Origin of the sequence: Streptomyces sp. NPDC058955 (assembly GCF_042741435.1) — a bacterium.
Lineage (GTDB): Bacteria > Actinomycetota > Actinomycetes > Streptomycetales > Streptomycetaceae > Streptomyces.
The window spans coordinates 1-17,274 of record NZ_JBHYKM010000051.1 but is presented as its reverse complement, the minus strand read 5'-3'; the positions used below and the strand labels follow the sequence as shown (position 1 = coordinate 17,274).

Sequence of the window (17,274 nt, the reverse complement as noted above, 5' to 3'; positions counted from 1 at the left end):
GGGAAACAGGGATCATGCACACCGACGTCACCCCCTTCGAGCTGCACCGCTGGAAGGAGGGCGGCCGGTACGACCACCGGGCCGGCTTCAGGGGGGTCTCGCCGGAGTTCGGCGAGATCGTCCTCACCGCGCCGCTGCCGCGGAGCAACCAGGAGGCGGCCGTCGTCTCCGAGCTGCGCGGCGGCCTGCTCCCGACGGCCTCGTTCGAGGCGCGGGGGATCCACACCGACGTCGTGAAGCTGCCCACTCTCAACCGGTCGACCCTCCGCGTCGGCGACCGGGTCGTCCCCATGTCGCGCAACCGCGCGGGCTTCACCCTGGACCAGCGCGCCCTGCACCTGCGGTTCGCGGGCGACGACTACCGGCTCTCCGCCCTCGACAAGACCGGCTACGTCCTCAGCCGGCTGCCGGACGACGAGGACCCGGGCGTCACCGTCACCGTGCGGGAGACCGGCCGCGGGAAGAAACACCGCCTCACGGTGCGGGTGGCCGGCCGGGCGGAGGGCGGCGACCTGTCCCTGGCGCTGATCTTCGCGGGGGTGGACCGGTCGGCGCTGACGCGGCTGGGCGCCGTGAAGGCGGGGGTGTCACGGGTGACGCACCTGTTCGCCGAGTCCCAGTACTGACCGCCCCCGCCGACCCTGACCTTTTCTCTTCTTTCAAGCGAATGAGCGACAAGATGCCTTCCTTCGATGTGACCCGGTCCCGTTTCCGTCTCGCCGACGACCACGTCTTCGTCCTGGCCCAGATGGCGACCGGGCAGCCGGTGCCGGAGTCCCTGGCGGGCGCGCGGGCGGAGCTGCGGGAGGCCGGGCTGATCAACGGTGCCGGGGAGCTGTCGGCCCTGCTGCTGCCGGTGATGCGGACCGTCGTCCAGCCGACCGTGATCGTCTCCCTGGAGGCCGGCGGCCGGCAGGGCACCCTGTTCCACGGTCTCCTGATCGGCGAGGAGAGCGTCGTCTGCCACGAGAGCTGGCCGGGCGAGGCCGAGGCCGTCTACCGGCTCGTCGAGCCGCGCACGGTGGTGTGGACGCTGGCGGACCTCGTCGCGCTCCGCCAGTCCGGTGACGTGCCGGGGGACGAGGCGGTCGTGGAGACGACGGTCGGCGCCCTGGAGGCGGGCCTGGCCGCGCTGGAGAAGGCGGCGTCGACGCCGGGCGCGGACGAGCGGGCGCTGGTGGCGGCGGCGCTGGAGGCGGCGGGCGGCCCCGCCGGACCGCTCGCGGACCTGATCGTCGAGCTGCGCTCGCAGTGGCGTGCCACCGCCGCCTGGCAGGGGAGCCGGGGCGGGCAGCCGGGTGTGGTGGCGCGGGCCGTGGCGGCCTGGGACTGCGGGCCGCTGGGCTACTGGCTGCGGGAGCTGCCGGCGGAGCCGGTGGCCGAGGGCGGTGTCACGCCGGAGAGCGCGTTCCGGCTGCGCCGGGTCGCACCGAAGCGGCTGTGGCAGTCCCTGACGGACCTCCTTCCGGACGCGGCCGAGCTGTCGGCCTGAGTCATCGGGTGCGGGGGTCCGTCCGGGGCTCGTACGTGATCCGGTCGAGCGGGTCCTCGTGCGGGTACGTGAGGCGGGGCAGGCCCTCGACGGCGAGTTCGCCGCGCAGCCAGGCGAGCAGGACCTCGGTGAGGGTGCCGGTGAGCGGCGGGCCCTGGCGGTCGTGGCGGGGGAAGACGATCAGGGGCCAGGCGTCGGGGTCGTCGCCCTCGGTGAGCCAGCACAGCTGGTCGCCGTCGATGGAGCTCGCGAAGGGCAGCAGGCCGCCGGGCTCGGGCCAGGCGGCCAGCGGGTGCCGGTCGGGGAAGCTCGCGCGCAGGTCGCGGTAGTTGTCGGTGCACCAGTGGGCCCAGGCCACGAGGTCGTACTCCCCGGTGCCCAGCGGCAGCTTGACGCGCAGCCAGTCGCGCCAGGTGCCGCCGCCGTACGTCTCCGTGAACCGGACGTACTCCGTGGGCAGGCGGGTGCCGAGGCGTTCGTGCGTCCAGGCCCAGTCACGTTCCCCGAGGTACGGCTCCGGGGGCGGCGGGACGAGGGCGGTGAGGGTGTCGAGGCCGGTGCCGCCGCCGGTGAACGCGGCGCGCTGCGCGGGGGTGGGCGCCGGGCGGCGGGGCGGCGGGGTCCAGGGGCCGGCGGTGTCGCCGGCGAGGCCGCTGCGGGCGAGGGACCGGGTCAGGCCCTCGTCCACGAGCAGGGCGAGGGCGGGCAGCAGGGTGACGCCGAGGCGGCGCCAGGGGTCGCCGCCGGCGCGCTCGGCGTGCGGGTCGTGGAGGAGGACGGTCCAGGCATCGGGGTCGTCGCCGGCGGCGGTGTCCCAGAAGAGGGTGCCGGAGGTGCGGGTGGCGCCGAAGGGGAGGACGCCGGGGGCCATCCGGCGGGACTCCTCGACGAACGTGCCGTAGTCGAGGTACTCGCCGGCGAAGGGCGTCTGGATCCAGAGCCGTTCGCCGAGGTCGAGGGGGCCGTAGACGTCGGCGATCGCCTTGTAGTCGGCCGGCAGCGGCAGGCCGAGCCACTCCTCGACGGCCGCCCAGTCGACGGGGATCGCGGGCCCCTCGGGCGGCGGCCCGAAGAGCCCGGCGAAGGCGGCGACGGCGCCGTCCGGGGCGGTGCCGCTCATCGGACCCGGGCCCGGCGCGGCGCGGCGACGCCGAGGACCCGGTCCTTGAGCGCCGGGAACTCCTCGCGGATCGCGGCGGGCTTCGCCGGGTCGAGGACGGCCCGCAGGACCTCCTCGCCGGGTCCGGCCTCCGCGAGGATCTCGCCCCAGGGGTCGACGACCAGCGAGTGCCCGGCCTGCTCGACGCCCGCGTGGGTGCCGGCGGTGCCGCAGGCGAGGACGTACGCCTGGTTCTCGACGGCCCGGGCCCGGGCGAGGAGCCGCCAGTGGGCACGGCGGCGGGCGGGCCAGCCGGCGGGGACGACGAACGCCTCGGCGCCGGCGTCGACGAGACCGCGGAAGAGCTCCGGGAAGCGGAGGTCGTAGCAGGTGCCGACGCCGACGGTGAGGTGCGGCAGGTCGAAGGTGACCAGGTCCTCGCCGGCGGCCATGAGGACGGCCTCGCCCTTGTCGAAGCCGAAGCGGTGGATCTTGCGGTAGGAGGCGGCGAGTTCGCCGTCGGGGGAGAAGACGAGCGAGGTGTTGTAGAGGGCGCCGCCGGCGGCCTCGACGAAGGAGCCGGCGTGCAGCCAGACCTCGGCGTCCTTCGCGGCGGCGGCCATCGCCCGGTAGGTGGGGCCGTGGAGGGGCTCGGACTCGGGCTGGAAGAGGTCGGCGGCGAAGGCGCCCACGGGCCACAGTTCGGGGAGGACGACGAGGTCCGCGGCCCCGCGCTCCTCCCGTACGAGGCGGGCCGCGCGGGCCCGCCGGTCGGCGACCGGTTCGTCCGGGTCTACCGCGATCTGGATCAGCGAGGCGCGCACACTACCACCGTCCTGGCGTTGAAGCCGTCAACACCGGCCTACGATCGTCACACGAAAGCACTGCCGGGGTGCTCCCGGGGAGCGTAACTTAGCGTCCGAGCCTCCCATTCCACTGTCGCCCAGTCGTGTTTTCAGCCCGTACCGAAGAACGTCGAGGGGTCCCGTGACCGTCCATCCCAGCCTGCAGAACTACGCCGACGCCTGGACCCATTCCATCGAAGCGATAGCCGAGCTGGTGCAGCCGCTCGTGGAGGGCGAGTGGAACCGGGCGACCCCGTGCCCCGGCTGGTCGGTGCGCGACATCGTGTCCCATGTGATCGGCATGGAGACGGAGATGCTCGGCGACCCGCGGCCGATCCACTCGCTCCCCCGCGACCTGTACCACGTGCGCAGTGACTTCGCCCGCTACATGGAGGTGCAGGTCGACGTCCGGCGGCACCACACGGCGCCGGAGATGACCTCGGAGCTGGAGTACATCCTGATCCGCCGGGCGCGGCAGCTCCGCAACGAGAACCGCTCGCCCGAGCACGTCATCCGGGCGCCGCTGGGCGCGGAGCAGACCCTGGAGCAGGGCTACCGGCTGCGGGCGTTCGACACGTGGGTGCACGAGCAGGACCTGCGGGTCGCGCTCGGGGTGCCGGGGAACCTGGACTCGCCGGGCGCGACCGTGGTGCGGGACCTGCTCCTGGAGGCGCTGCCGAAGGTGGTCGCGAAGGACGCGGGCGCGCCGGCGGGTTCGGCGGTCGTGGTGGACGTGACGGGGCCGGTGGAGTTCCTGCGGACGGTGCGGGTGGACGCGGAGGGGCGGGGTTCGATCGACGGGGCGCCGTCGCTGGGCCCGGCGGTGACGCTGACGACGGACTGGGAGACGTACGTGCGGCTGGCCTGCGGCCGGGTCCGGCCGGCCGAGGTGGCCGACCGGATCAAGACCGAGGGCGACCCGGACCTGGCGGCCGCGATCCTCGACCACTTCGCGGTGACGCCGAACTGAGCCCTACACGGGCACGTGGACGGCCTCCACGCGGCTGGCGACGAGCCGCTCGCGCTCGCGCCGGTGGGTGCGGGACTTGAGGCGGAGGATCTGGACGACGCCGAGGGCTTCGAGGACGAAGACCGAGGAGAAGGCGATCCGGTAGTCGTCGCCGGTGGCGTCGAGCAGCACGCCGACGGCGAGCAGCGTCGTCATCGAGGCGACGAAACCACCCATGTTGACGATGCCGGAGGCGGTGCCCTGACGCTCCGGCGGGTTGGCCGGGCGGGCGAAGTCGAAGCCGATCATGGAGGCCGGTCCGCAGGCCCCGAGGACCACGCAGAGGGTGACGAGCAGCCACATCGGGGCGTGGTCGCCGGGGTACGCGATCGTGGCCGCCCACAGCAGGGCGGTGGCGGCGACCGTGCCGAGGGCGAGCGGGGCGCGGGCGCCGCCGTGGCGGGCGATGATCTGCCCGTACGCGAGGCCGACGGCCATGTTGGAGAGCACGACGAGGGTCAGCAGCTCGCCGGCGGTGCCGCGGGACAGGCCCTGCGCCTCGACGAGGAACGGCAGCCCCCACAGCAGCAGGAACACCATGGCGGGGAACTGGGTGGTGAAGTGCACCCAGAGGCCGAGCCGGGTGCCGGGCTCGCGCCAGGACTCGGCGATCTGCCGGCGGACGTAGGCGGCGCCGGCGTGGCGGACGGGGGCGGGCTCGTGGCCCTCCGGGTGGTCCTTGAGGAAGAGCAGCAGCAGGACCAGGACGAGGACGCCGGCGAGGGAGCTGCCGACGAAGGTGGTGGTCCAGCCGAGGCCGTGCAGGGCGCGGGAGAGGACGACCGTCGAGATCAGGTTGCCGGCCATGCCGATGAGGCCGGCGAGCTGGGCGATGAGGGGGCCGCGGCGGGCCGGGAACCAGCGGCCGCCGAGCCGCAGGACGCTGATGAACGTCATGGCGTCACCGCAGCCGAGGAGGGCGCGGGAGGCCAGCGCCATGGGGTAGGTGGGGGAGAGCGCGAAGCCCAGCTGGCCCAGGGTGAAGAGGACGACGCCGAGGGCGAGGACCTTCTTGGTGCCGAGCCGGTCGACCATCAGGCCGACGGGTATCTGCATGCCGGCGTAGACCAGCAGCTGGAGTATGGAGAAGGTGGAGAGCGCGGAGGCGCCCACGTGGAAGCGGTCGGCGGCGTCGAGGCCGGCGACGCCGAGCGAGGTGCGGAAGATGACGGCGACGAAGTAGACGCCGACGCCGACGCCCCAGACGAGGGCGGCGCGGCGGCCGCCGGGCGGGTCGCCGGGGAGGGTGACGGCGGAGCCGTAGCCGTTGCGGCCGCTCACCGGCCCTCACCCCGGACCAGGCTGCCGACGCGGCCGAGGTGGCGGCGGACGGCGGCGGCGGCGCCCTCCGCGTCCCCGGCGCGCAGGTGGTCGAGGATCTCGGCGTGCTCGGTGATGTTCTGGGCGACCCGGTCGGGGTGGGCCTGCATGACGGCGACGCCCATGCGGAGCTGACGGTCGCGGAGCTGGTCGTAGAGGCGGGCCAGGATCTGGTTGCCGGCGTGCCGGACGATCTCGGCGTGGAAGCAGCGGTCGGTGACGGCGACGTCGGCGAGGTCTCCGGCGCCGGCCTGCCGCTGCTGCTCCTCCAGGAGTTCTTCGAGGCGGCCGAGGAGCGCGGGCGGCGCGGGGACGGCCTTGCGGACGGCGAACTCCTCGACGAGGAGCCGGGTCTCGACGACGTCGGCGATCTCCTGGGCGGAGACGGCGAGGACGAGGGCGCCCTTCTTCGGGTAGAGCTTCAGCAGCCCTTCCATCTCCAGCTTGAGCAGCGCCTCGCGGACGGGGGTGCGGGACACCCCGACGGCCTGGGCCAGCTCCCCCTCGGTGAGGAGGGTGCCGCCTTCGTAACGGCGGTCGAGGACGGCCTTCTTGACGTGGCTGTAGACCCGTTCGGCGGCGGGCGGCTGCTTCGTGGGCAGGGGGGCGGGACCGGCTGGCGCTGATGGCATGCGCACAGCATAGATACATCAGGTATCCGTCTGACAGCCCCGTCCGCATCCTGGACTCCTTACAACCGGAAGTCGTAGTACTCCGCCCCGCCGACGAGGACCGAGGTGAAGTGGACGGGCAGCCCGTCGGCCCGTCGCGGCACCTCCTGCGAGGTCCGCCGCGTGAACCCGAGCGAGAGCCCCGGGACGAACGGGTCCTCCGTGTCCCCGTCCCGCACCCCCGCCAGAGCGGCGAGCAGCTCGTCGGCCGGGGTGGTGAAGACGTCCCGCCCACCGAGCAGGACGCGGGCGGCACTGCTCCGCCCCTCGCCCGGCCGCCAGAACTCGACGGCGGTGACCCGGTCGTCCTCCTCCAGCAGCACCTCGACGCCGATGCCGGCGCAGGACGCGGAGACGGTGTCCGGGCGCGGGCCCGGCCGGACCCGGGTCCGGGGCTCGCCCCACGGCGCGACGGCGGCCACGGCCTCGTCGAAGGTCATGCCGAGCCTCACGGGCCCGGCGCCGTGCGGCGGTTCGAGGTGCAGATCCAGCGGCGTGTGTTCCATGACGGAAAGCAGAACATCCGGTGGTGGACGGACGCCACCACCGGATGTTTCACGTGAAACGCGCCAACCGGACGACTACGCCCAGGTGATGAGCCGCTTCGGCTGCTCCAGGATCGCGGCCACGTCGGCCAGGAACTTGGAGCCGAGCTCGCCGTCGACCAGGCGGTGGTCGAAGGAGAGCGCCAGCGTCGTGACCTGACGCGGCTTCACCTTGCCCTTGTGGACCCACGGCTGGAGCTTGATCGCGCCGACCGCGAGGATCGCGGACTCGCCGGGGTTGAGGATCGGCGTACCGGTGTCGACGCCGAAGACGCCGACGTTGGTGATGGTGAAGGTGCCGCCCTGCATCGCCGCCGGGGTCGTCTTCCCCTCGCGGGCGGTGGCGACCAGCTCGCTCAGGGACTGCGAGAGCTGGGGCAGGGTCTGGGCGTGCGCGTCCTTGATGTTCGGCACGATCAGACCGCGCGGGGTGGCCGCGGCGATGCCCAGGTTCACGTAGTGCTTGAGGACGATCTCCTGTGCCGCCTCGTCCCAGGCCGCGTTGATCTCCGGGTTGCGCTTGACGGCGACCAGGACGGCCTTGGCGATGAGGAGGAGCGGGTTGACCCGCAGGCCCGCCATGTCCTTGTCGGACTTGAGCTCCTCGACCAGCTTCATCGTGCGCGTGATGTCGAAGGTCACGAACTCGGTGACGTGCGGGGCGGTGAACGCCGAGCCGACCATCGCCGCCGCCGTGGCCTTGCGGACGCCCTTGATCGGGACCCGGGTCTCCCGCGCGTCGCCCGCGGCGACGGCGACGGGCGCCTGGACCGGGGCGGCGGGGGCCGGAGCCGGGGCCTGCGGGGCCGCCGGCGCCTGCACCGGGGCCGCGGGGGCGGCCGGGGCGGCGGCGCGGTGCACGTCCTCGCGGGTGATGATCCCGTCCGGGCCGGTCGCGACGACCGCCGCGAGGTCCACGCCGAGGTCCTTGGCGAGCTTGCGCACCGGCGGCTTGGCCAGCGGCTTGGGCGCGGCGGTCACGGTGCCGTGCCCGTTCAGCTGCTCGGGGACCACCGCGACGGGCGCGGCGGGCGCGGCGGGCGCGGTCTTGCGGGCGCGGCGCTTGGTGGAGCTCGCGGCCACGCCGTAGCCGACGAGGACCGGCTGGCGGCCCTGCGGCTCCTCGGCCGCGGGCGCGGGGGCCGGGGCCTCGGCGGGGGCCGGCGCGGCCGGGGCCGGGGCCTCGGCGGGGGCGCCGCCGCCGACGTTCACCGAGATGATGACCTGGCCGACGTCGACCGTGGTGCCCTCGGGGAAGACCAGCTCGTGGACGGTGCCGTCGAAGGGGATCGGCAGCTCGACGGCGGCCTTGGCCGTCTCGACCTCGCAGACGACCTGCCCGTCGGTGACGGTGTCACCGGGCTGGACGTACCACTTGAGGATCTCGGCCTCGGTGAGGCCCTCGCCCACGTCGGGCATCTTGAATTCGCGGATCGTCATGGTCGTGCTCTCCTCAGTACGCCAGCGAGCGGTCGACGGCGTCGAGCACGCGGTCCAGGCCCGGCAGGTACTCCTCCTCCAGGCGCGCCGGCGGGTACGGCGCGTGGTAGCCGCCGACCCGCAGGACGGGGGCCTCCAGGTGGTAGAAGCAGCGCTCGGTGATCCGGGCGGCGATCTCCGCGCCGGAGCCGAAGAACACCGGGGCCTCGTGGACGACGACCAGCCGGCCGGTCTTCTCGACCGACGCCTGGATGGTGTCGAAGTCCAGCGGGGAGATCGAGCGCAGGTCGACGACCTCGACCGAGCGGCCCTCCTCGGCGGCGGCCGCGGCCGCCTCCAGACAGGTCTTCACCATGGGGCCGTAGGCGACCAGCGTGAGGTCGGTGCCCTCGCGGGCGACCCGGGCCTTGTGGAGCTCGCCGGGGATGGCCTCGGTGTCGAGCTCGCCCTTGTCCCAGTAGCGGCGCTTGGGCTCGAAGAAGATGACCGGGTCGTCGCTCTGGATCGCCTGCTGGAGCATCCAGTAGGCGTCGGAGGAGTTCGCCGGGGTGACGACCTTGAGGCCCGCGACGTGCGCGAAGAGCGACTCGGGGGACTCGGAGTGGTGCTCGACGGCGCCGATGCCGCCGCCGTACGGGATGCGGATGACGACCGGCATCTTCACGGTGCCGAGCGAGCGGGCCCGCATCTTCGCCAGCTGGGTGACGATCTGGTCGTACGCCGGGAAGACGAAGCCGTCGAACTGGATCTCCACGACGGGGCGGTAGCCGCGCAGGGCGAGGCCGATCGCGGTGCCGACGATGCCGGACTCGGCGAGCGGGGTGTCGATGACCCGGTCCTCGCCGAAGTCCTTCTGCAGGCCGTCGGTGATCCGGAAGACGCCGCCGAGCTTGCCGACGTCCAGGCCCATGACGACGACCTTGGGGTCGGTCTCCAGGGCCTTGCGCAGCGACTCGTTGAGCGCCTTCGCGAGGGGAAGCTTCTGAACAGCCATGATTACTCGGCCTCTCCGTCCGCGAAGGACGCCTGGTAGGCGGCGAACTGCGCGCGCTCCTCGTCGACGAGCGCGTGCCCGTCCGCGTACGTGTGGTCGAACATCGCCATGTGGTCCGGGACGGGCATGGCGCGGACGACCTCGCGCACCTGCTTGCCGAGGGCCTCGCTCTCGGCCTCCAGCTCCTCGAAGAAGGCCGCGTCGGCGTGGCCCTCGTTCTCCAGGTACGCGCGCAGGCGCAGGATCGGGTCCTTCGCCTCCCACGCCTCGCGCTCCGCGTCGCGGCGGTAGCGGGTCGGGTCGTCGGAGGTGGTGTGGGCGGCCATCCGGTAGGTGAACGCCTCGATCAGGGTCGGGCCCTCGCCGCGGCGGGCGCGCTCCAGGGCCGACCGGGTGACGGCCAGGCACGCGAGGACGTCGTTGCCGTCGACGCGGACGCCGGGGAAGCCGAAGCCGCGGGCGCGCTGGTAGAGCGGGACGCGGGTCTGCTTCTCGATGGGCTCCGAGATCGCCCACTGGTTGTTCTGGCAGAAGAAGACGACCGGGGCGTTGTAGACCGCGGAGAAGACGAACGACTCGTTGACGTCGCCCTGGCTGGAGGCGCCGTCGCCGAAGTAGGCGAGCACCGCGGAGTCCGCGCCGTCCTTGGCGATGCCCATGGCGTAGCCGGTGGCGTGCAGGGTCTGCGAGCCGAGGACGATCGTGTACAGGTGGAAGTTGTTGCTGTTGGGGTCCCAGCCGCCGTTGTTCACGCCGCGGAACATGCCCAGCAGGTTGGTGGGGTCGACGCCGCGGCACCAGGCCACGCCGTGCTCCCGGTACGTCGGGAAGACGTAGTCGTCGTCGCGCAGCGCCCGGCCGGAACCGATCTGGGCGGCCTCCTGGCCGAGCAGCGAGGCCCACAGGCCCAGCTCGCCCTGGCGCTGCAGGGCGGTCGCCTCGGCGTCGAAGCGGCGGGTGAGGACCATGTCGCGGTAGAGACCGCGCAGCTCCTCGGCGCTCAGGTCGATGTCGTAGTCGGGGTGCTGGACGCGCTCGCCCTCGGGCGTCAGCAGCTGAACGAGCTCGGGCTCCCCGGCCGGGGCCTGGTCGGCCTTCTTGGCTCCGGCGCTGGCGCCGGTGGTGCGCTTGGCGCCGCTGCTGCGTCGCGTCGTCTTGCGCGCGGCAGTGCTCTCCACGGTCACGTGCGTGCTCCTCCGTCGGTCCGGCCCCCGGGTTCGCCGGTAAGGCCAGTGCGGCTCTCCGCCTTATCCGTACCCTGCGCACGGGGTGGGTGCGACGCGGCCGGGGTCGGCGTGACAGGTGTCCCGGCGAGCGCCGTCGTAAGGCACGTTACCCATAGCGCGGCATTCCTGCGAAACCCCACTTGACCTGCGATTTTGCTTGGATTTCCAAGTAAATCGAGAAAAGCGGGAGCTCACCCAGGTCAGCGCGCTGAGCAGCGGCCCGACGCCGTCGTCGGAACATCCGGCACCGTAACCCGCACACCCCGGGCACCGGAAGAGCCAATATGTGAGACTGGCTGCGTGCGCGAAGAAGGAAAAATCCGGGTATTTCTGCTGGATGACCATGAAGTCGTCCGGCGCGGCGTCCACGAGTTGCTTTCCGTGGAGGACGACATCGAGGTGGTCGGCGAGGCCGGAACCGCGGCCGACGCCCTGGTCAGAATTCCGGCGACCCGCCCCGACGTGGCGGTGCTCGACGTCCGGCTGCCCGACGGCAGCGGGGTGGAGGTCTGCCGCGAGGTCCGCTCCCAGGACGAGTCGATCAAGTGCCTGATGCTCACCTCGTACGCGGACGACGAAGCGCTTTTCGACGCGATCATGGCCGGGGCCTCGGGATACGTCCTCAAGGCCATTCGGGGAAACGAACTGCTGAACGCGGTCCGGGACGTGGCGGCCGGCAAGTCGCTGCTCGATCCGGTGGCGACGGCGCGGGTCCTGGAGCGGCTGCGGGACGGAAACAATCCGAAGGGTGACGACAAGCTCGCCAACCTCACCGAGCAGGAGCGCAGGATCCTCGATCTGATCGGCGAGGGCCTGACCAACCGGGCCATCGGCGAGCGCCTCCACCTCGCGGAGAAGACCATCAAGAACTATGTGTCCAGCCTGCTGTCGAAGCTGGGCATGGAGCGCCGTTCGCAGGCCGCCGCGTACGTCGCGCGGATGCAGGCCGAGCGTCACTGAGCCGCCGGTCCCCGCCGGGCCCGTGCCGTCCCCTCCGCCGGTCTCACCCGGAGGGAGCAGCGCGGGCCCGTCGCCGGTTCTCGGGACCTACGTCCCCGGGGACACGGGGCCGGCGCCCCTTTCCCGACGGGGTGCCGGTGGCGGAGAGTGGAACCATGTCCACCGAGGAGATCCGCGCCATCGAACTGCTCGGCCGCGCGTCGTACGGCCGGGTCGCCACGAGCATGCGGGCGATGCCCTTCGTCGCGCCCGCCCGGCACATCGTCTCCGACGGCGGCGCCGTCGTGATCCGGATGCACGAGGGCCTCGGCTACCACCAGGCGTGCAGCGGCAGCGTCGTCGCCTACGGGGCGGACGACCTCGATCCGGTCTCCGGCGTGCTGTGGTCGGTGCAGTTCACCGGCACCGCCGAGATCGTCGAGCCGACCCCGGCGGAGCTGGCCGCCTTCGGCCCGGAACCGCTGAGCGTGGACGGCGAGCCGTTCGCCCCCGTCTACCTGCGGATCGAACCCCAGTTCGTCACGGTGCACAGCATCGACTACGGCTCCGCGGCCGGTTCCGCACCGCGCCGACTTCACCACGCAGCGTGATCTAACATCTGCGGAGTGCCGCGCTCATCTGAACACCCCGCACCTCCGGTCGGCGCCCTGCTGCGCCGCCATCCGCACGCCGGCGAGCCGCTGTCCTGCGTCCCCGTCACCGAGGGCCTGCTCAACCGCGGCTACCGCCTCTCCACCACCCGCGGCCGCTACTTCCTCAAGCAGCACCTGGACGCCCCCACCGCCGACCGGGCCACCATCGCCCGCCAGCACCGCGCCACCCAGCGGCTGCACGCGCTGGGCCTGCCGGTGGCCCCGCCGCTGCCCGACAGCCGCGGCCGCACGGTCGCCGTCATCGACGGCCGCTGCTACGCCCTGCACCCCTGGGTCGAGGGCCGGCACCGCGACGGCGCCCAGCTCACCACGGGAGGCTCCCGCCGCCTCGGCGCCCTCCTCGGCCGCGTCCACACCACCCTGGACCGGGTCATGGAGCCCCCGCCGGCCGGCGACCGGCACGACAGCGCCCGCCCCGAGGACACCTTCCGCGACATCGCCGAGCTGATCCGGCTGGCCCGCGCCCACCGCCCGTACGGCGGCTTCGACGCGCTCGCCGAGCACCGGCTGCGGGAGCGCCGCCGGCTGATCGCCCAGCACGCCCACCGGCGCCCTCCGGCGCCCGCCACGGCCGGCTGGGTGCACGGCGACTTCCACCCGCTGAACCTGCTCTACCGGGGCGCCGAACCGGCCGCGATCGTCGACTGGGACCGCCTCGGCGTCCGCCCCCGGGCCGAGGAGGCCGTCCGGGCCGCCGCGATCTTCTTCGTACGGCCGGGGGGCGAGCTGGACCTGGAGAAGGTGCGGGCCTACGCGCGCGCGTACCGGCGGGCCACCGGCGCGGACGGCACGGAGCTGGCGGCGGCGGTGCACCGGGTGTGGTGGGAGCGGCTGAACGACTTCTGGACGCTGCGCTGGCGCTACCAGCTGAACGACCGCAGGGCCGACCCGCAGTTTCCCGCGGTGTCGGCCCTGGCCGTGTGGTGGACCCGGGAGTACGACGCCGTCCGCGACGCCTTCTCCGCGTGAGCCCGGCTTACGGGGTCGTGGCGCCGGTGTCGCCGCCGCCCGAGTCGTCGGTGGGCGGCGTGTTCGGGTCGCCGTTGCCGCCGCCGGTCGGGTCGGTCTGGCCGCCGGCGTCGCCGCCGTCCGTGGGCTGGTCCGTCGGCTCCTCGGTGGCCGTCGGCTCGGTGGTCGGCTCGCCGGTCTCCGTCGGGGCCGTCGTCGGCTCCTCGGTGGGCGTCGGCTCGGTGGTCGGCGGCGTCGTCGTCGGAGCCGTCGTCGGGGCCGTCGTCGGGTCCGGGTTCCACGGCTGCTGCGTGGTGCCGCCGTTGCCGCCGCCGTTGGAGTCGCTCGGCTGCTCGGTGTGCGGGTCCTCGGACGGCTCCTCGGACGGGGTGGGCTCCTCGGAGGCCGTGGACGGCGACTGCGACACCGTGGTCGGCGTCGTGATCGGGTCCTTCTCCTTCTCGCCGTCGCCCGCCATCTTCACCGCGAAGACCACGCCGGCGACGATCGCGACCAGCGCGAGCGCCGCGAACAGCACCATCCTGGTCCGCCGGCCCCGGCCGTCGTCGTGGCCACCGTAGCCGCCGTTCTGGCCGTAGCCGCCGGTGCCGCCCGTGCCGTCGTCGTAGCCGTTGTAGCCGCCGTAACCGCCGTCGTCGGGGTTGGGCAGCGGGACGATCCGGCCCTGCGCGGTCTCGCCGAGCGGCGGGTGGCCCATGGCCGTCGTCGCGGCCATGCCGTTCACGGGCGTGTGCCCGCCGTCGTGGACGGTCACCGGGCCGGTGTTCCAGGTGCCGGTGTGACCGCCCTGCTGGCCGAGCATCTCCAGGCTGTACTGGATCAGCCCGCGCATCTCCTCGGCGCTCTGGAAGCGGTCGTCCGGCTCCTTCGCGAGCGAGCGCATCACCAGGCCGTCCAGCTCGGGCGGCGTCGAGCCGCGGACCTCGGACGGCGGGACCGGGATGTCCTGCACGTGCTGGTAGACCACCGACAGCGGCGTCTCGCCGGTGAAGGGGGGCCGCAGCGCGAGGAGTTCGTAGAGCAGGCAGCCCGTCGCGTACAGGTCGGAGCGGTGGTCGACGGCCTTGCCGAGCGCCTGCTCCGGGGAGAGGTACTGGGGCGTGCCCATGACCATGCCGGTCTGCGTCATCGTCGCCTGCGCCCCGTGCAGCGCGCGGGCGATGCCGAAGTCCATGACCTTCACGGCGCCGGTGTTCGTGATGATCACGTTGGCCGGCTTGATGTCGCGGTGCACGATGCCGTGCTGGTGCGAGTAGGCCAGCGCCTCCAGGACGCCGGAGACGATCACCAGTGCCTGCTCGGGCCCCGGGGCCTCCGCGCTGACCAGCAGGTCGCGGATGGTGCGGCCCTCGACGAGCTCCATCACGATGTACGGCACCGGGCGGCCGTCGACGATGTCCTCGCCGGAGTCGTACACCGCCACGATCGCGTGGTGGTTGAGGCCGGCGACCGACTGCGCCTCACGCGTGAACCGGGCCTTGGAGACCGGGTCCTCGGCGAGGTCGGAGCGCAGCAGCTTCACCGCGACGGTGCGGCCGAGCCGCACGTCCTCGGCCGCGAAGACCTCGGCCATGCCGCCGCGGCCCAGACGGTGCGTCAGACGGTAGCGGCCGTCGCCGACGACGCGGCCGACTCCCCATGACTCCGCGGCAGCGCCGGGCACACCGCCACCTGCGTCGGATCCGGGTTCCATGAGTCCTCGCCGTCGTCTGTCCGTGCCGTGGGTCAGTCGTCACGCTACAGGCTTCGTGCGACATCACGGTTCGCGATGACCGGCCATCCAACCCTTCTCGTGTACGCCTGTGCAAATTCCTCGGGTTTCGCCCCGCCCCCGCGCGGCTCCACCGGTACGGAGGGTCACGGAACGGGCACCCGGCTTGACGTGTCAGGGGCCTCGGGCAGACTTGGCCCAGAAAATCGGCGGGATTTCGAGGTCCGGCCGCAGACGACGGACCGACGCCGCGGGGCGCAGGGGGACAGCACACATGAGCCACGACGGCGCTCAGGGCGGCCGCTACGCGGGCGGTTCGGTCGCGAACGGCCGCTACCAGCTGCGCGACCTCCTCGGCGAGGGCGGCATGGCCTCGGTCTACCTCGCGTACGACAGCGCGCTGGACCGTCAGGTCGCCATCAAGACGCTGCACACCGAGCTGGGCCGCGAGGCGTCCTTCCGCGAGCGGTTCCGCCGCGAGGCGCAGGCCGTGGCGAAGCTCTCGCACACCAACATCGTCTCGGTCTTCGACACCGGCGAGGACACCCTCGACGGCGGGCTCATGCCGTACATCGTCATGGAGTACGTGGAGGGGCAGCCGCTCGGCTCGGTGCTCGCCTCCGACGTCCGCCAGTACGGGGCGATGCCCGCCGACAAGGCGCTGAAGGTGACGGCGGACGTGCTCGCCGCCCTGGAGGTCAGCCACGAGATGGGGCTGGTCCACCGCGACATCAAGCCCGGCAACGTGATGATGACCAAGCGCGGCGTCGTGAAGGTCATGGACTTCGGCATCGCCCGCGCCATGCAGTCCGGCGTGACCTCCATGACCCAGACCGGCATGGTCGTCGGCACCCCGCAGTACCTCTCCCCCGAGCAGGCCCTGGGCCGGGCCGTGGACGCCCGCTCCGACCTTTATTCGGTCGGCATCATGCTCTTCCAGCTGCTGACGGGCCGGCTGCCCTTCGACGCGGACTCGCCGCTCGCCATCGCCTACGCGCACGTGCAGGAGGAGCCGGTCGCCCCGTCCTCCGTGAACCGGTCGGTGACGCCCGCGATGGACGCGCTGGTCGCCCGCGCGCTGCGGAAGAACCCGAACGAGCGCTTCCCGAGCGCCGCCGCGATGCGCGACGAGTGCCTGCGGGTGCTCGCGGCCGGCCAGTCCGCGGCCCCGGTGATCGTCCCCGGCGCCCCGGTCGGCAGCGGCGCGGGCGTCGGCTCGGCCGTCTTCCCGCCCGTCGGCCAGACCCCGCCGCCGCACCCCTCGCAGGTGCAGCAGCCGTACCCGGCGCACACCCCGCAGCCCGGCCCGTACGGGCCGCCGACGCCGGCCCCCGCGCCGGTGCCCAATCCCGCGTACGGCTACCCGCAGCAGCCCCACACGCCCGCCCCCGGCTACCCGACCCCGCAGCCCGCCTCCTACGCGCCCACCCCGGCCCCGGCCGCCGCCCCGCGCCGGAACATGCCGGTGATCGTCGGCGCGGTCCTCGTCGCCCTGATCGCGGTCGGCGGCGTGATCACCGCCATCAACATGAAGGAGGAGCCCGGCGGCACCACCGGCGCCACCGGCACCACCGGCACCACCGGCGCCCCCACGGGCGGGGGACAGACCGAGACCGACGGCCCCGGCCACAAGGGCCCGGACCTGTCGAAGACCATCGACACGAAGGAGTGCACCGAGCCGCGGGAGTCGAGCGACGACCCCGAGAAGTTCGAGGCGCCCGACTTCACCTACAAGAACCTCACCTCGGTGAAGGACTGCCTGCACGCCGCCGGGTGGAAGATCAAGAAGCAGACCCCGGTGGACGAGAACACCTACGGCGAGGACACGATCCTGGCCCAGTACCCGCCGGCCGGTACGGACATCAGCGACGCCGACGCCGAATTCACCCTGGAGATCTCCACCGGCGACCCCCAGAAGTAGCCGCCCCGGATGCCGGGCCTGTCCCGTTATGTGACGCTGAGTCGGACACCTCGGCGGCACGGCAGGGGAGGGATTCCCGGTGACTCCCACACGCGGCGGGACCGGCAGGCGCGGCAGCGGTAGCGGCGGTGGCGGTGGCGGACACCGCCGCGCACGGGCGCGGACGCGGGCGGCACGGGCCGCCCGGTCCGGCCCCGCACTCCGGAGGATCCGGAGGACCGCCCTCGCCCCCGCGCTGGCCTGCGCCTTCACCCTGTACGGGATCTCCGGCGCGGCCCTCGCCGAAGCCGCCGAGCCCCCCTCGGGACCCGCCGCCGGCGCCTCCGGAACCCCCGCCGGGCGCGCCGCCGACCCCGCGCACGGCCCCACCGCCGGCCCGGCGCACGGCCCCACCGCCGGCCCGGCGCACGGCCCCACCG

At 73.4% G+C, this 17,274-nt stretch carries 16 protein-coding genes and 1 pseudogene; 8 read left to right on the top strand and 9 right to left on the bottom strand.

What is annotated here, in order from left to right:
* Positions 1–14 precede the first annotated feature (14 nt).
* Both ACFW1I_RS20525 and ACFW1I_RS20520 read left to right on the top strand, forming a co-directional pair.
* The gene (locus tag ACFW1I_RS20525; protein ID WP_384671841.1) at positions 15–626 is read left to right on the top strand and encodes a hypothetical protein; all 612 of its coding nucleotides are present in this window, start codon (positions 15–17) and stop codon (positions 624–626) included.
* 53 nt (positions 627–679) lie between these two features.
* Entirely contained in the window at positions 680–1,492 is an 813-nt protein-coding gene (locus ACFW1I_RS20520) for a histidine kinase (protein ID WP_384671839.1), read from the top strand.
* Position 1,493: 1 nt separating this feature from the next.
* Here ACFW1I_RS20520 and ACFW1I_RS20515 read toward each other — a convergent pair whose 3' ends face one another.
* Entirely contained in the window at positions 1,494–2,612 is a 1,119-nt protein-coding gene (locus ACFW1I_RS20515) for an SMI1/KNR4 family protein (protein ID WP_384671837.1), read from the bottom strand.
* Entirely contained in the window at positions 2,609–3,415 is an 807-nt protein-coding gene (locus ACFW1I_RS20510; protein WP_384671836.1) for a carbon-nitrogen family hydrolase, read from the bottom strand. Before ACFW1I_RS20510 ends, ACFW1I_RS20515 begins: the two co-directional genes overlap by 4 nt.
* Before the next feature lie 163 nt (positions 3,416–3,578).
* Here ACFW1I_RS20510 and ACFW1I_RS20505 point away from each other — a divergent pair, with 163 nt between their 5' ends.
* Positions 3,579–4,406: a maleylpyruvate isomerase family mycothiol-dependent enzyme gene (locus ACFW1I_RS20505; RefSeq protein ID WP_384671834.1), complete on the top strand. Its 828-nt coding sequence runs from the start codon at positions 3,579–3,581 to the stop codon at positions 4,404–4,406.
* Between the two features lie 3 nt (positions 4,407–4,409).
* On the opposite strand, the gene ACFW1I_RS20500 is transcribed toward ACFW1I_RS20505, so the two are convergent.
* The 6 genes from ACFW1I_RS20500 to pdhA all read right to left on the bottom strand — a co-directional run bounded on the left by ACFW1I_RS20500 (position 4,410) and on the right by pdhA (position 10,599).
* The gene (locus ACFW1I_RS20500) at positions 4,410–5,726 is read right to left on the bottom strand and encodes a nitrate/nitrite transporter (protein ID WP_384671831.1); all 1,317 of its coding nucleotides are present in this window, start codon (positions 5,724–5,726) and stop codon (positions 4,410–4,412) included.
* Positions 5,723–6,397, bottom strand: coding sequence for a GntR family transcriptional regulator (locus tag ACFW1I_RS20495; RefSeq protein WP_384671829.1), 675 nt, complete (start codon positions 6,395–6,397; stop codon positions 5,723–5,725). Before ACFW1I_RS20495 ends, ACFW1I_RS20500 begins: the two co-directional genes overlap by 4 nt.
* Before the next feature lie 59 nt (positions 6,398–6,456).
* Complete coding sequence (locus ACFW1I_RS20490) at positions 6,457–6,942, bottom strand: hypothetical protein (RefSeq protein ID WP_384671827.1); 486 nt, start codon at positions 6,940–6,942, stop codon at positions 6,457–6,459.
* 75 nt (positions 6,943–7,017) lie between these two features.
* Positions 7,018–8,421, bottom strand: a complete 1,404-nt coding sequence (locus ACFW1I_RS20485) for a dihydrolipoamide acetyltransferase family protein (protein WP_384671824.1) — start codon at positions 8,419–8,421, stop codon at positions 7,018–7,020.
* Positions 8,422–8,434: 13 nt separating this feature from the next.
* A complete protein-coding gene (locus ACFW1I_RS20480) occupies positions 8,435–9,415 on the bottom strand; it encodes an alpha-ketoacid dehydrogenase subunit beta (protein ID WP_384671822.1) in 981 nt (326 codons plus the stop codon).
* Between the two features lie 2 nt (positions 9,416–9,417).
* Positions 9,418–10,599: a pyruvate dehydrogenase (acetyl-transferring) E1 component subunit alpha gene (gene pdhA, locus ACFW1I_RS20475; protein WP_384671819.1), complete on the bottom strand. Its 1,182-nt coding sequence runs from the start codon at positions 10,597–10,599 to the stop codon at positions 9,418–9,420.
* Positions 10,600–10,941: 342 nt separating this feature from the next.
* On the opposite strand from pdhA, the gene ACFW1I_RS20470 reads away from it, so the two are divergent.
* The 3 genes from ACFW1I_RS20470 (at position 10,942) to ACFW1I_RS20460 (ending at position 13,223) form a co-directional block, all read left to right on the top strand.
* On the top strand, positions 10,942–11,601 hold the full coding sequence (locus ACFW1I_RS20470; RefSeq protein ID WP_319011473.1) for a response regulator transcription factor: 660 nt from the start codon (positions 10,942–10,944) through the stop codon (positions 11,599–11,601).
* Positions 11,602–11,756: 155 nt separating this feature from the next.
* Positions 11,757–12,191, top strand: coding sequence for a pyridoxamine 5'-phosphate oxidase family protein (locus ACFW1I_RS20465; RefSeq protein WP_384671816.1), 435 nt, complete (start codon positions 11,757–11,759; stop codon positions 12,189–12,191).
* Between the two features lie 15 nt (positions 12,192–12,206).
* The gene (locus ACFW1I_RS20460; protein ID WP_384671814.1) at positions 12,207–13,223 is read left to right on the top strand and encodes a phosphotransferase; all 1,017 of its coding nucleotides are present in this window, start codon (positions 12,207–12,209) and stop codon (positions 13,221–13,223) included.
* 7 nt (positions 13,224–13,230) lie between these two features.
* Here the strand turns inward: ACFW1I_RS20460 and ACFW1I_RS20455 are convergent, their stop codons facing one another.
* Entirely contained in the window at positions 13,231–14,916 is a 1,686-nt protein-coding gene (locus ACFW1I_RS20455; protein ID WP_384671811.1) for a protein kinase, read from the bottom strand.
* A gap of 292 nt (positions 14,917–15,208) precedes the next feature.
* Between ACFW1I_RS20455 and ACFW1I_RS20450 the strand changes: the two genes are divergently transcribed.
* A complete protein-coding gene (locus ACFW1I_RS20450) occupies positions 15,209–16,855 on the top strand; it encodes a protein kinase (RefSeq protein ID WP_384671809.1) in 1,647 nt (548 codons plus the stop codon).
* A 79-nt stretch (positions 16,856–16,934) separates the two neighbouring features.
* Positions 16,935–17,274 (top strand): annotated as a pseudogene (locus ACFW1I_RS20445) (hypothetical protein); the annotation flags it as partial.

What these genes read in the sequence shown, in the direction of transcription:
- ACFW1I_RS20465 (WP_384671816.1), top strand. Translation starts at nt 11,757, where the DNA reads ATGTCCACCGAGGAGATCCGCGCCATCGAACTGCTCGGCCGCGCGTCG.
- ACFW1I_RS20485 (WP_384671824.1), bottom strand. Translation starts at nt 8,421, where the DNA reads ATGACGATCCGCGAATTCAAGATGCCCGACGTGGGCGAGGGCCTCACC.
- ACFW1I_RS20525 (WP_384671841.1), top strand. Translation starts at nt 15, where the DNA reads ATGCACACCGACGTCACCCCCTTCGAGCTGCACCGCTGGAAGGAGGGC.
- ACFW1I_RS20480 (WP_384671822.1), bottom strand. Translation starts at nt 9,415, where the DNA reads ATGGCTGTTCAGAAGCTTCCCCTCGCGAAGGCGCTCAACGAGTCGCTG.
- ACFW1I_RS20520 (WP_384671839.1), top strand. Translation starts at nt 680, where the DNA reads ATGCCTTCCTTCGATGTGACCCGGTCCCGTTTCCGTCTCGCCGACGAC.
- ACFW1I_RS20490 (WP_384671827.1), bottom strand. Translation starts at nt 6,942, where the DNA reads ATGGAACACACGCCGCTGGATCTGCACCTCGAACCGCCGCACGGCGCC.
- ACFW1I_RS20515 (WP_384671837.1), bottom strand. Translation starts at nt 2,612, where the DNA reads ATGAGCGGCACCGCCCCGGACGGCGCCGTCGCCGCCTTCGCCGGGCTC.
- ACFW1I_RS20495 (WP_384671829.1), bottom strand. Translation starts at nt 6,397, where the DNA reads ATGCCATCAGCGCCAGCCGGTCCCGCCCCCCTGCCCACGAAGCAGCCG.
- ACFW1I_RS20450 (WP_384671809.1), top strand. Translation starts at nt 15,209, where the DNA reads ATGAGCCACGACGGCGCTCAGGGCGGCCGCTACGCGGGCGGTTCGGTC.
- ACFW1I_RS20455 (WP_384671811.1), bottom strand. Translation starts at nt 14,916, where the DNA reads ATGGAACCCGGATCCGACGCAGGTGGCGGTGTGCCCGGCGCTGCCGCG.